Below are 12,558 nucleotides of genomic sequence, written 5' to 3' on the forward strand. Positions count from 1 at the left end.
GTGGCCCCGCCCGGCGCGCAGCGCCCCGTGGCGCGCGATCCTTTCCTGCCCAAGGCCCGCTGGGACGGCCAGCCCGGCACGGGGATCTGGACCCGCGGGCTGATGGCAGCATTGCGCGGCCCGGCCGCCGGTCTGGCCGAGGTGGTGCCCGATGACATCGCCACATGGTGCCCGGCCTATGCCGAGAACCCGGCCCGGCTGCGCCGCGCCTTCTGGGTGGGGGTGATGTCGGCCCTGTCGCGGTTCGAAAGCCGCCACCGCGCCGATGCCGTGGGCGGTGGCGGGCTCTATCACGGGCTGTTGCAGATCCTGCCCGGCACGGCGCGCGGCTATGGCTGCGTCGCGCGGAACGGGGCGATGCTGCGCGATCCTTTGCGCAACCTCAGCTGTGCGGCGCGGATCATGGCGCGCACGGTGAGCCGCGACCGCGCCGTGGCGCTCAAGGATGGCAGGCGGGCCGGGATCGGCGCCGATTGGGGGCCGATAAGCAAGCCCGCGATGCGCGCCGAGATGGCGGCATGGACCCGCGAACAGAGCTATTGCAAGCGCGATGCCTTGTCCCATGTGCCGCGCCCAGAGGCCCGGCCCATAGGCAGCCCCCCGGTCAGGCCCTAGTGCGCAGCAGGGGCCGGGTCGAACGCACGAGGCTCACCGTCGGCGCGTCGCGCCCGCCGAGGCCCAGCGTCGCGCGGCGCAGCATCTCGATCCCGCCCTCGGCCTTGACCGGCAGCGAGGCAGGCGAGATTTCCTCGCCCACGGTGATGACATAGGGCTGGCGGTCCTTGTTGAGCATCTCGTGGAACAGGGTGATGTCGCGCAGCGTCGGGTGCAGCATGTCAAAGAGGTAGAACAGGGCCGAATTGCGCGCCCGGATGTTGACCGGGATCACCGGCAGGTCGAACTTGCGCGCCAGCATCGCCGCCGAGGGCATCCAGGGCCGCTCGTGCAGCTGCAGCCCGCGCCGCTTGGCCAGCCTGCCCGAGGGAAAGATCACCCCGAGGCGTCCGTCCTTCACCGCCTGCCGGGTAAGGTCCATTGTCACCTTGGTCTTGGCGTGGCTGCGCTTGTCCTTGCGCCATTCGACCGGCAGGATCAGGTCCTCCATCTGCGGCAGCACGCGCAGGATGTCGCCATTGGCATAAATGAAGAGATCGGGCCGCACGGTCTTGAGCGCGTGATAAAGCATGATCCCGTCAGCGATGCCGGTGGGATGGTTGGCCACGATCATCGCCGGGCCGTGGCGCGGCACGTGGTCAAGCCCGGTCACCGTGAGATGCCGGGCGAGCATGTCGCCCATCTCGCCCATGATCTTCGCCGTCGGCTCGTCGCGCAGCCGCGTGCCGATGGAGACGGTGCGATCGTAGGAAAGGGCAAGGTGCAAAAGACCGCGCAACGGCTTGATCAGGGGCGATTGCCGGAACATCCAGGGGGCACGTTCGGCAATCAGCGGGTCAATGCGGTCTTTCATGAGGGTTCAATAACCATTCCCACGCGGCAGTTCCGTGACATTTGCGGGATCGACGCGCATTTGGCAATGGTCGTGCCCCGGGAGAGGGCGGTGCGGCGGCTCCCCGCCGCACCTTTCAAGCGCGGATCAGGCCGCCTGGCGGTCGTGTTTGCCCTCGCGCACTTCCTCGATGATCTTCTTCACAAAGGCCTCGAGATCGTCGGGGTTGCGGCTGGTGATGATGCCCTGATCGGTCACCACCTCCTTGTCGACGACCTTTGCGCCCGCGTTCTTCAGATCGGTGCGGATCGAGGGGTAGGAGGTCATTTCGCGGCCCTCGACCACGCCCGCCTCGATCAGCATCCACGGCCCGTGGCAGATCGCGGCGACGATCTTGCCCGCGGCGGTGAAGTCCTTCACCAGCTGCACCGCCTCGGGCTTGGTGCGCAGGATGTCGGGGTTGATCTGCCCGCCGGGCAGCACGATGGCGTGGTAATCCTCGACCTTAGCGTCCGAGATCTTCAGGTCGACCTCGACCTTGGGGCCCCAGTCAGTCTGATCCCAACTGGTGATCGCCTTGCCGTCGGGGCTGGCCACGTGAACGGTGGCGCCTGCCTCGCGCAACTTGTCGCGCGGCACCTCCAGCTCGACCTTCTCGAAGCCGTTGGTGGAGATGATGAGGATCTTCGCGTCGGTGATGTCGGTCATGTCCGTCTCCTTGCGGTTCGGATGTTCGACACCCAAACCGCAAGGGGGGAGGGGGCGTTCCGTGCCGCCCCCTCACAGCGCTGTCAGTCGGCGAGCATCCGCCCGACCATCTCGGAGGTGTCGCGGCTCAGCCCTTCGGTTTCGAAGATCCGCTCCAGCTCGGCCCGGATCAGGCGCTTGCGGCTCTCGTCGTAGCGCTTCCAGGTCGAGAAGGCCTGCGTCATCCGCGCGGTGGTCTGCGGGTTGAGCGGGTCGAGCTTCAAGAGCCAGTCGGCGAGCAGCTTGTAGCCCGCGCCCGAGGGCTCGTGAAAGCCAGCCGTGTTGCCCGCCAGCGCGCCGAAGACGGCGCGGAAGCGGTTGGGATTCTTCCAGTCGAAATCCGGGTGCCGGGTCAGCGCCTCGGCGATGCCGACAGCGGCTTCCGGTCTGGCCGCGCCGACCTGCAGGCCGAACCACTTGTTCATGACCAGCCGCTCGTGGCGCCATTGATCCTCGAAGGCCTTCAGTTCCGCCTCGCCTTCGCCGAGCTTCACCAGCACGCCCAGCGCCGCGATCTGCTGGGTCATGTTGTCGGCGGTCCGGTACTGCACCCGCGCCCGGTCGCCGCCCTCGCTCAGCGACAGCAACGACAGCGCCGCGTTGGTCAGCGCCCGGCGGCCCGCATCGGCGGCCTTGGGGCTGTAGGGGCCGGTGACCTGATGCGTGTCGTAAAGCCGCGACAGCACATCGCCCAGACGGTCGGCGATGGCTTGGCGCAGCGCCTCGCGGGCCTCAAAGATCGCGGTCGGGTCGGGGGCTTGGCCCGCTTCGAAGATCGCCTGCGCCAGCTCATCCTCGCCCGGCAGGGCCAGAAGCCGCGCGCGGAAGGCGGGATCGAGGCTCTCGTCGGCCACGGCGCGGCCCAGCGCGTCGATATAGCCCGCATCCGGCCCGTCGCCGTCCTGGATCATCGCCAGCAGCCCGGCCCGGGCGAGGTCGCGCCCCGCTTCCCATTTGTTGAACGGATCGGTGTCATGTGCGAGCAGGAAGGCACGGGTCTCGTCGGTCTGCACCTGCCGCAGGATCACCGGCGCCGAGAAGCCGCGCAGGATCGAGGGGACGGGGCGCGCGGCCAGCCCGTCGAAGGCAAAGCTCTGCTCTTCTTCGGTCAGCTCCAGCACCTGTGTCGGCACCACCTCGTCGCCATTGGGGTTCAGAAGCCCCACCGCCACCGGAATCACCACGGGCTGCTTTTCCGGCTGGCCGGGCGTCGGCGGGGTCTCCTGCCGGAGCGTCAGGGTGCAGCGCCCGTCCGACCAATCCTCGGCCACGTGCACGCGCGGCGTGCCGGCCTGGGTGTACCAGCGGGCGAATTGCGACAGGTCGCGCCCCGTCGCCTCCTCGAAGACCTTCAGCCAATCCTCGATCGTCACGGCCTGCCCGTCATGGCGTTCGAAATAGAGATCCAGCGCCTTCCTGTAGCCTTCCTCCCCGACCAGCCGCTTCAGCATGCCGACGATCTCGGCACCCTTCTCATAGACGGTGACGGTGTAGAAGTTGTTGATCTCGACGAAGCTCTCGGGCCGCACCGGATGGGCCAGCGGGCCATTGTCCTCGCGAAACTGCGCCGCGCGCAGCAGCATCGCGTCGTCGATCCGCTTGACCGCATGGGAGCGCATGTCGCCGGTGAACTGCTGGTCGCGGAACACCGTGAGACCCTCTTTCAGGCACAGCTGGAACCAGTCGCGGCAGGTGACGCGGTTGCCGGTCCAGTTGTGGAAATACTCATGCGCGATGATCGCCTCGATCCGCTCGAAATCGGCATCCGTCGCGGTCTCGGGCGAGGCGAGCACGGCGGAGGAGTTGAAGATGTTCAGCCCCTTGTTCTCCATCGCGCCCATGTTGAAGTCATCGACCGCGACGATGTTGAACACGTCGAGATCGTATTCGCGCCCGTAGACCTCCTCGTCCCATTTCATCGACTTCTTCAGCGCCTCCATGCCGAAGGCGCATTTGTCGATGTCGGCCTCGCGCACCCAGAGGTTCAGCGCCACCTCGCGGCCCGACATGGTGGTGAAGCTGTCCGAGTGGGCCACGAGATCGCCAGCGACGAGGGCAAAGAGATAGGCGGGCTTGGGCCAGGGGTCGGACCATTCGGCAAAGCCCTCGCCGCGCTCGCCGGGATTGCCGTTCGACAAGAGCACCGGCGCGTCGCTCTCGATGCGCACGTGGAACGACGCCATCACGTCGGGGCGGTCGGGGTAGTAGGTGATCTTGCGAAAGCCCTCGGCCTCGCATTGCGTGCAATACATCCCGTTCGAGCGGTAGAGCCCTTCGAGCGCGGTGTTGTTCTCGGGGTCGATCTCGACCTCTGCCGCGAAGGTGAAGGGGGCGTCGGGGGCGTCGAGCCTCAGCCCGCCCTCGACCAGCTCAGGTGTGACGGGTTCTCCGTCGACATGCGCGGAGATGAGTTCGAGCCCTTCGCCATGCAGGAAGAAGTCGCGGTGCGTCGCCTCGGAGTTGGGACGGAACCGGATCTCGGACAGCACGCGGGTCGCATGGGGGGCAAGGCGGAAGGTCAGCCGCACCTCGTCCACGAGATAGGCGGGGGGCGTGTAGTCCCTCAGATAGACGGTGCGGGGGTCGTGCTGCGTCATGGGGGAACCTTTCGCTGAACCTTCGGGACCTGCGGGACGTTAGGGCTGCAACAGGGGGGCTTCAAGCGCGCCCCCGGCCGCGATCCGACTGCCGGCGCGGCAAGCTTGCGAGGAGAAGACCATGTCAGCCCCCCATACCGATGTCGAAAAACAGGAAAAACGCCACAAGGGCCCCTTGGCCGGCATGGCCATCGTTGCGGTCTTCGGCGTTCTGTTGATCCTGCTTCTGGTGTTCTGGGGCTTCGGCCAGGGCAACGAGCCCGAAGCCGAAAGCACCGTCGAGGCCGTGGGTAGCGGCGAAGTCGAGGCGGCCGAGGATGACGAGCTCGTCGGCGCGCCCGAACAGATCAACGACAGCGTCGGCACCGCCGAACAGCAATAGGCCGCCGCAGACCAAGCACCCAAGGGGCGCGGGCCGCGTTGCCGCGCCCCTTCTTGTGTCCGGGCGGAACGAGTTGCCGCTTTCCCCGGGATGGATTAGCCATTCGCACGAGACCTATGTGGAGGAGACGGCAGATGGCCGAGAGGATCGACAAGAATGGGCTGAAGGTGGCGCCCGAACTGGCCGCCTTCATCGAGGAAGAGGCGCTTTCGGGCACGGGGATCGAGGCCGACGCCTTTTGGGCGGGCTTTGCCGGTCTGGCGCAGGAGTTCGGCCCGCGCATCCGCGAGGCGCTGGACGTGCGCGCCGAGATGCAGGCCAGGATCGACGCCTGGCACCTGAGCCGCAAGGGCCAGCAGATCGACGCGGAGGAGTACCGCGAGATGCTGGAGGGCATCGGCTATCTCGTGCCGCAGGGCGATGATTTCGAGATCGGCACGCAGAACACCGATCCCGAGATCGCCACCACGCCCGGCCCGCAGCTCGTCGTGCCGATCACCAACGCCCGCTTCGCGCTCAACGCCGCCAATGCCCGCTGGGGCAGCCTCTATGACGCGCTCTACGGCACCGACGCGCTGGGCAGCCTGCCGCAGGGCAAGGGCTATGACGAAGAGCGCGGCCAGCAGGTCATCGCCTGGGGCCGTACGCATCTCGACGAGGTCGCGCCGCTCGATGGCACCTCCTGGGCCGAGATCGACCGGCTCGAGGTCAAGGGCGGCACGCTGGTGGGCTGCAAGGGCGACGCCGAGCATGGGCTGCGCAAGCCCGAGCAGTTCGCCGGCTCCAAGACCGACGGCAAGGCCGACCTGCAGGTGCTGCTGGAGCAGAACGGCCTGCTGATCGAGATCGTGGTCGATCCGTCGAGCCAGATTGGCGGCTCCGACCGCGCCGGCATCTCCGACATCCGGCTCGAAAGCGCCGTCTCGACCATCATGGATTGCGAGGATTCCGTCGCCGCCGTCGATGCCGAAGACAAGGTTCTGGCCTATCGCAACTGGCTCGGCCTGATGCAGGGCTCGCTCTCGGCCAGCTTCAAGAAAGGCGGCGAGGAGATGACCCGCCGCATGGAGGGCGACCGCGTCTTCACCGCGCCCGACGGCTCGGAAAAGACCGTCAAGGGCCGCTCGCTGATGCTGGTGCGCAATGTCGGCCACCTGATGACCAACCCGGCGATCCTCGACGGTGAGGAGGAGATCTCCGAGGGGCTGATGGATGCGGCGATCACCGTGCTCATCGCCATGCACGACCTGCAGAAGTCCGAAGGCCCGCGCAACTCGACCACCGGCTCGGTCTATGTCGTGAAGCCCAAGATGCACGGCCCCGACGAGGTGAAACTCTCGGACGAGATGTTCTCGGCCGTCGAGAAGATGCTCGGCCTGCCGCAATACACCGTCAAGCTCGGCATCATGGACGAGGAGCGCCGCACCTCGGCCAACCTCAAGGAATGCATCCGCGCCGCCAAGAACCGCGTGGCCTTCATCAACACCGGCTTCCTTGATCGCACCGGCGACGAGATCCACACTTCGATGGAAGCCGGGCCGATGATCCCCAAGGGCGAGATGAAATCCTCGGCCTGGATCCAGTCCTACGAGGATCGCAACGTCGACATCGGCTTGGCCTGCGGCCTCAAGGGCCGCGCGCAGATCGGCAAAGGCATGTGGGCCATGCCCGACCGCATGGCCGACATGCTCGATCAGAAGATCGGCCACCCCAAGGCCGGGGCCACCTGTGCCTGGGTGCCGTCGCCCACCGCGGCGACGCTGCACGCGACGCATTACCACCACGTCGACGTGATGGCGCGGCAGGACGAGATCGCCAAGGGCGGCGCGCGCGGCACGCTCGAGGATCTGCTGACCATCCCGCTCGCCACGGGCCGCAACTTCGACGAGGCCGAGGTGCAGCGCGAGATCGAGAACAACGCGCAGGGCATCCTGGGCTACGTGGTGCGTTGGATCGATCAGGGAGTGGGATGCTCCAAGGTGCCCGACATCAATGACGTGGGCCTGATGGAGGACCGCGCGACCTGCCGGATTTCGTCTCAGGCGCTGGCCAACTGGCTGCATCACGGCGTCGTCTCCGAAGAGCAGGTGATGACGGCGATGAAGAAGATGGCCGAGGTGGTGGATCGCCAGAACGAGGGCGACGCAAGCTACAAGCGGATGGCGCCGCATTTCGACAGCCTCGCTTTCCAGGCCGCCTGCGACCTCGTCTTCGAAGGCCGCCAGCAGCCCTCGGGCTACACCGAGCCGGTGCTGCACCGCCGCCGCCTCGAACTCAAGAACATGGAGAACGCATGATGCCCAAGCTCACCATCGACGCCGCCCGCACCATCATCCGCGAAACCCTCGCCAAGGGGCACGAGATGGGGCTCAAGCCCCTCTCTGTGATCGTGCTCGACGCGGGCGGCCACCCGCTCGCCTTCGAGCGCGAGGACGGCGCGGCCCCGGGCCGCTACGTCATCGCCGAGGGCAAGGCTTACGGCGCGGTGATGCTGGGCATGCCGGGCTCTGCGCAGATGGCCCGCGCCGAGGCGCAGCACTACTTCATGACGGCGGCCAACGGTGCCTTCGGCGGCAAGGTCGTGCCGGTGCCGGGCGGGGTCATCCTGCGTGGTGACGAGGGCGAGATCCTCGGCGGCGTCGGCGTCACCGGCGACACCTCCGACAACGACGCCGAGGCGGCGCTCGCGGGGATCGCGGCGGCGGGGCTCAAGGGCGAAGCCTGATCCCTCCTGCCCCAAGGACCGCTCGCGGCCCTTGGGATGTGCCTCGATTGAGGGCAGTTGTGCGCGCGGTCCGGATCTTCCGGGCCGCGCGATTCTTTTCAGACGGGATGCGCCTGTATATCTGTAAGGGGTAGCAACCGGAGCGATCATGACCCGTCCTGTCATCGGCATCATCGGCAACAACCACGTCATCGACGGTCATTACGTCACCCATGGCGGCGGCGCGATGAACTCATCCGCCGTGGCACAGGTGGCCCGGGGCCTGCCCCTAGTGATCCCCGCCGACCCCAAGCTCGTCTCTGTCGAGGAGCTTCTAGAGGCTTGCGACGGCTTCCTGCTCACCGGCGGGCGGCCCAACGTGCACCCCGACGAATACGGCGAGGAAGAGACCCCCGCGCATGGCAGCTTCGACCGCTCGCGCGATGCGATCACCCTGCCTCTGGTGCGCGCCTGCGTCGAGCGCGGCCAGCCCTTCATGGGCATCTGCCGCGGGTTTCAGGAGGTCAACGTCGCGATGGGCGGCGCGCTGCATGCGGAGATCCGCGACCTGCCGGGCCGGACCAACCACCGCATGCCGCCCGAGGGCACGCTGGAGGAGAAGTTCGCGCTGCGCCATGTCGTGACGCTCAGCGAGGGTGGCCCGTTCCACCGGCTGTTCGGCGCCCGCGAGGTGATGACCAACACGCTGCACGGGCAGGGGGTGAAGACACCGGGCCGCCGCATCGTCATCGACGGCCACGCGCCCGACGGCACGCCAGAGGCGCTCTATGTCGAGGGGGCGCCGGGCTTCACGCTTTCGGTGCAGTGGCACCCCGAATGGAATGCCGGGGCCGATCCGGTCTCGCGCCCGCTGTTCGAGGCCTTTGGCGCGGCCGCGCGCGAGTGGTCGACGCGCAGGCAGCCCATGGCGGCGACGCGGCGCAGCGCCTGAAGCGGCGGCGGCCGGCAGAGGCCGGGGGATTTGCGTATTTGGGGAAAGATGAACCGGGGAGGCGCCCTGTCGTTCATCTTTCCGCAAATACGCATGGCGCGACACCTCAGTGGAAATCGCGGCTCTTCAGCAGGATGCGGGCGTTGCGGGGATGCCCGTTCGGCGCCGCGCCGGTGCCCCGCGCCGAGCCCTGCACCGGAGTCTTGACCGCGTCCGCGTGGCTCAGCGGCGGGGTGAAGCCGCCCGGTGCGAGCCGGGTGAGCGCATCCGAGCGATCCTCCAGCCGCTGCGCCACGAAATGCACGATCTCCACGTCGCGCTGCACGTAGCCCTCGGCCACCAAAAGCCGCGCCTGCATCACCACGCGGCGAAACTGCGCCATCACCTTGGGCCAGACCACGAGGTTCATCACCCCGGTCTCGTCCTCCAGCGTGATGAAGCACACCCCCTTGGCGCTGCCCGGCTTCTGGCGGATCAGCACCAGCCCGGCGAGCTTGAGCCGCTGGCCCTGACCGGCGCGGGCCAGATCGGCGGCGCTGGCATAGCCCTGCGCGGTCAGGCTGCGGCGCAGGAACGCCATGGGATGCGCCTTGAGCGACAGGCGCAGCGTCTGGTAATCGGCCACCACCTGCTCGCAGACCGGCATGGCCGGGAGCGGCACCGGGACCTCCGCACCCTCGTCGCGGTGCTCGCGAAACAGCGGCAGGTCGGGCGCATCGCGCAAGCCGCGCGCCTCCCACAGCGCCTGCCGCCGGTCGAGGAACATCGAACGCATCGCATCCGCCGCCGCCAGCCTGCGGATCACCGCCGCGCCGAGGCCTGCGCGGGTCTTGAGGTCCTCGGGGCTTTCGTAGGGCGCGTCGCGCGCCGCCACGATCCGCGCCGCCGCCTCCGCCGCCAGCCCCCCCACCAGGCGCAGCCCCAGCCGCACCGCGAAGCCCCCCGTCGAGATTGGCTCGAGCGTGCAGTCCCACTCCGACAGGTTCACATCGACGCTGCGCACCTCGACCCCGTGCTCGCGCATGTCGCGCACGATCTGCGCAGGCGCGTAGAAGCCCATCGGCTGGGAGTTCAGCAGCGCCGCGCCGAAAGCGCCGGGGAAATGGCACTTCAGCCATGACGAGACATAGACCAGATGCGCGAAGCTCGCCGCGTGGCTTTCGGGAAAGCCGTATTCGCCAAAGCCCTTGATCTGCTCGAAGCAGCGCATCGCGAAGTCCTCGTCATAGCCGCGCGCCACCATCCGGCCCACCATCTTCTCCTGCAAGAGCGCGATGGTGCCGCGCGAGCGGAAGGTAGCCATGGCCTTGCGCAACTCGTTCGCCTCGGCGGGAGAGAAGCGCGCGGCGTCGATGGCGATCTTCATCGCCTGCTCCTGAAAGATCGGCACGCCCAAAGTCCGGCCGAGGATGGACTTCAGCTCCGAAGGGTCATGCGGCGCGCCGGGGCTGGGATACTCCACCGCCTCCTCGCCCGCGCGGCGGCGCAGGTAGGGATGCACCATGTCGCCCTGGATCGGGCCGGGGCGGACGATGGCGACCTGTATCACCAGATCATAGAAGGACCGGGGCCGCAGCCGCGGCAGCATGTTCATCTGTGCCCGGCTCTCGACCTGGAACACGCCGAGGCTGTCGGCGCGGCACAGCATGTCGAAGACGCGCGGATCCTCGCGCGGGAGCGAGGCCAGATCCTCGCGCCGCCCCCAATGCGCAGCCACCAGATCGAGGCATTTGCGGATGCAGGTCAGCATGCCCAGCGCCAGGATGTCGACCTTGAGAATGCCCAGCGCGTCGATGTCGTCCTTGTCCCATTCGATGAAGCTGCGGTCCGCCATGGCGCCGTTGCCGATCGGCACCGTCTCGGTCAGGGGGCGTTCGGTCAGGATGAAGCCGCCGACGTGTTGCGACAGGTGACGGGGCATGCCGACCATCTGCCCCGCGATCAAAAGCGCCTTGCGCAGCAGCGGATCGGTCGGATCAAGCCCGGCCTCACGGACGTTCTGTTCCTCGATGCCGCTGCCCCAATGGCCCCAGACCGTCTTGGCCAGCGCGCCAGTCACGTCCTCCGAGAGGCCCATCACCTTGCCCACCTCGCGGATCGCGCTTCGGGGGCGGTAATGGATCACCGTGGCGCAGAGGCCCGCGCGGTCGCGGCCATACTTGGCATAAATGTGCTGGATCACCTCTTCGCGCCGCTCGTGCTCGAAATCGACGTCGATGTCTGGCGGCTCCTTTCGCTCCTCGGAGATGAACCGCTCGAACAGGAGCTGATGCTGGGAGGGATCGACCGCCGTGATGCCCAGCACGAAGCACACGGCCGAATTCGCCGCCGAGCCGCGCCCCTGGCACAGGATTGGCGGGCTTGCTGTTTCGCGCGCGAAACAAATGATGTCGTGGATGGTGAGAAAATACCGCGCGATGTCGAGCTTGGCGATCATCGCCAGTTCCTTGTCGAGCACCGCGCGGGTGGCGGGCGGAATGCCCTCGGGCCAGCGCGCCTGCGCCCCCTTCCAGGTCAGCTTTTCGAGGTAATGCTGCGGGCTGCGCCCCTCGGGCACCACCTCGCGCGGGTATTCATAGGCCAGCTCCCCAAGGTCGAAGCGGCAGGCATCGGCGACCTCTCGCGTGGCGCGGATCGCATGCGGCCATTCGGCAAAGAGCCGCTGCATGGTCTCGGGCGATTTTAGGTGCCGTTCGGCATTGGGCAAAAGGTGCGGCCCCGCCTCGGACAGCGTCAGCCCCTCGCGGATGCAGGCCATCACGTCCTGCAGCGGGCGGCGCTCGGGCGCGTGGTAGAGCACGTCGTTGGTGGCCATCAGCGAGAGCCCGGCGGCGCGGGCGATCCGGTCCAGCGCATTGATCCGGGCACGGTCGTCGCCGCGATAGAGATACGCAGCGGCGACATGGCCGAGGCCGGGCAGGCGGCGCTGCAGGCGGGGCAGAGCGGCCTCCAGCGTGCCCGGATCCTCGGGCGGCACGAGGATGAGCCGCAGCCCCTCGGCGTGATCGACCAGATCGTTCAGCGTGATGTCGCAGACCCCCTTCTTCTGCCAGCGCCCCTCGGGATCGCGCATCTTGCCCTTGGAGAGCAGCACCGAAAGCCGGCCATAGGCGGCGCGGTCGGTCGGGTAGGCGAGAAAGACCTCGCCCGAGACCAGCGCCAGCCGCGCGCCGATCACCGGGCGCAGGTTCACCCGTTTGGCGGCGACATGCATCCGCACCACGCCCGCCAGCGTGTTGAGATCGGCGATGCCCAGCGCGTCGTAGCCCTGGCTCCAGCCCTGCACCGCGAGGTCCACCGCGTCGGAGGCGCCGCGCAGGAAGGAAAAGCACGAGGCCAGGCCCAGCTCGACATAAGGCGCGGGCGGGTTCGGCGGGAACTCCGCCTCCGGCACGTCGCGGCGGGGATGTGCTTCGGTCTCGGGCATGGCTCAGGCAAAGGCGCCGTGGAGGAACCAGCGCGGCTCGGCCCCGCGCCCGTCGCCCAGGAGCCCTTCGCGGTAGAGCCAGAAGCGCCGCCCGGTGTGATCCTCGATGCGAAAGTAATCGCGCAGGCGGGTGCCGGGCCTGTCGCGCCACCATTCGGGCGCGATCCGCTCGGGCCCCGCAAAGCGCGCGACGCGCAGCCGCTGGCGGCGCCAGAGGAATTGCGCGGGCGGGCCTTCGGGCACGGCGTAGAGCACGCGCACCTCCTCTGGCGGCTCGAACAGCCGCAGGGGCCGGTCGACAC

The 12,558-nt window shown here is 68.1% G+C and carries 10 protein-coding genes; 5 read left to right on the top strand and 5 right to left on the bottom strand.

Annotated features, from left to right (window positions below; translation table 11 throughout):
* Complete coding sequence (locus tag NHG85_RS00225; protein ID WP_253328667.1) at nt 1-615, top strand: transglycosylase SLT domain-containing protein; 615 nt, start codon at nt 1-3, stop codon at nt 613-615.
* On the opposite strand, the gene NHG85_RS00230 is transcribed toward NHG85_RS00225, so the two are convergent.
* From NHG85_RS00230 to pepN, 3 genes are all read right to left on the bottom strand, one after another.
* Entirely contained in the window at nt 605-1,468 is an 864-nt protein-coding gene (locus NHG85_RS00230) for a lysophospholipid acyltransferase family protein (RefSeq protein WP_253328668.1), read from the bottom strand. The two genes, NHG85_RS00225 and NHG85_RS00230, sit on opposite strands and share 11 nt — an antisense overlap.
* A gap of 126 nt (nt 1,469-1,594) precedes the next feature.
* Nucleotides 1,595-2,155 (bottom strand): type 1 glutamine amidotransferase domain-containing protein, encoded by a 561-nt coding sequence (locus tag NHG85_RS00235; protein WP_253328670.1) that lies wholly within the window; start codon nt 2,153-2,155, stop codon nt 1,595-1,597.
* A gap of 83 nt (nt 2,156-2,238) precedes the next feature.
* A complete protein-coding gene (gene pepN / locus NHG85_RS00240) occupies nt 2,239-4,791 on the bottom strand; it encodes an aminopeptidase N (protein WP_253328672.1) in 2,553 nt (850 codons plus the stop codon).
* Nucleotides 4,792-4,912: 121 nt separating this feature from the next.
* Between pepN and NHG85_RS00245 the strand changes: the two genes are divergently transcribed.
* The 4 genes from NHG85_RS00245 to NHG85_RS00260 all read left to right on the top strand — a co-directional run bounded on the left by NHG85_RS00245 (nt 4,913) and on the right by NHG85_RS00260 (nt 8,829).
* On the top strand, nt 4,913-5,173 hold the full coding sequence (locus NHG85_RS00245; RefSeq protein WP_253328674.1) for a hypothetical protein: 261 nt from the start codon (nt 4,913-4,915) through the stop codon (nt 5,171-5,173).
* A gap of 134 nt (nt 5,174-5,307) precedes the next feature.
* Nucleotides 5,308-7,470 (top strand): malate synthase G, encoded by a 2,163-nt coding sequence (locus NHG85_RS00250; RefSeq protein ID WP_253328676.1) that lies wholly within the window; start codon nt 5,308-5,310, stop codon nt 7,468-7,470.
* Nucleotides 7,467-7,898, top strand: coding sequence for a GlcG/HbpS family heme-binding protein (locus NHG85_RS00255; RefSeq protein WP_253328678.1), 432 nt, complete (start codon nt 7,467-7,469; stop codon nt 7,896-7,898). Before NHG85_RS00250 ends, NHG85_RS00255 begins: the two co-directional genes overlap by 4 nt.
* Before the next feature lie 148 nt (nt 7,899-8,046).
* On the top strand, nt 8,047-8,829 hold the full coding sequence (locus NHG85_RS00260; RefSeq protein ID WP_253328680.1) for a gamma-glutamyl-gamma-aminobutyrate hydrolase family protein: 783 nt from the start codon (nt 8,047-8,049) through the stop codon (nt 8,827-8,829).
* A 106-nt stretch (nt 8,830-8,935) separates the two neighbouring features.
* Here NHG85_RS00260 and NHG85_RS00265 read toward each other — a convergent pair whose 3' ends face one another.
* The gene (locus NHG85_RS00265; protein ID WP_253328682.1) at nt 8,936-12,256 is read right to left on the bottom strand and encodes an error-prone DNA polymerase; all 3,321 of its coding nucleotides are present in this window, start codon (nt 12,254-12,256) and stop codon (nt 8,936-8,938) included.
* A 3-nt stretch (nt 12,257-12,259) separates the two neighbouring features.
* A partial coding sequence (locus NHG85_RS00270; protein WP_370362950.1) for a DUF6504 family protein occupies nt 12,260-12,558 on the bottom strand: 299 nt, incomplete at its 5' end.

It is taken from the genome of Limimaricola litoreus, assembly GCF_024159025.1.
GTDB lineage: Bacteria > Pseudomonadota > Alphaproteobacteria > Rhodobacterales > Rhodobacteraceae > Limimaricola > Limimaricola litoreus.

Coding starts and splice junctions, on each gene's coding strand:
- NHG85_RS00235 (WP_253328670.1), bottom strand. CDS start 2,155: ATGACCGACATCACCGACGCGAAGATCCTCATCATCTCCACCAACGGC.
- NHG85_RS00230 (WP_253328668.1), bottom strand. CDS start 1,468: ATGAAAGACCGCATTGACCCGCTGATTGCCGAACGTGCCCCCTGGATG.
- NHG85_RS00255 (WP_253328678.1), top strand. CDS start 7,467: ATGATGCCCAAGCTCACCATCGACGCCGCCCGCACCATCATCCGCGAA.
- NHG85_RS00245 (WP_253328674.1), top strand. CDS start 4,913: ATGTCAGCCCCCCATACCGATGTCGAAAAACAGGAAAAACGCCACAAG.
- pepN (WP_253328672.1), bottom strand. CDS start 4,791: ATGACGCAGCACGACCCCCGCACCGTCTATCTGAGGGACTACACGCCC.
- NHG85_RS00265 (WP_253328682.1), bottom strand. CDS start 12,256: ATGCCCGAGACCGAAGCACATCCCCGCCGCGACGTGCCGGAGGCGGAG.
- NHG85_RS00260 (WP_253328680.1), top strand. CDS start 8,047: ATGACCCGTCCTGTCATCGGCATCATCGGCAACAACCACGTCATCGAC.
- NHG85_RS00250 (WP_253328676.1), top strand. CDS start 5,308: ATGGCCGAGAGGATCGACAAGAATGGGCTGAAGGTGGCGCCCGAACTG.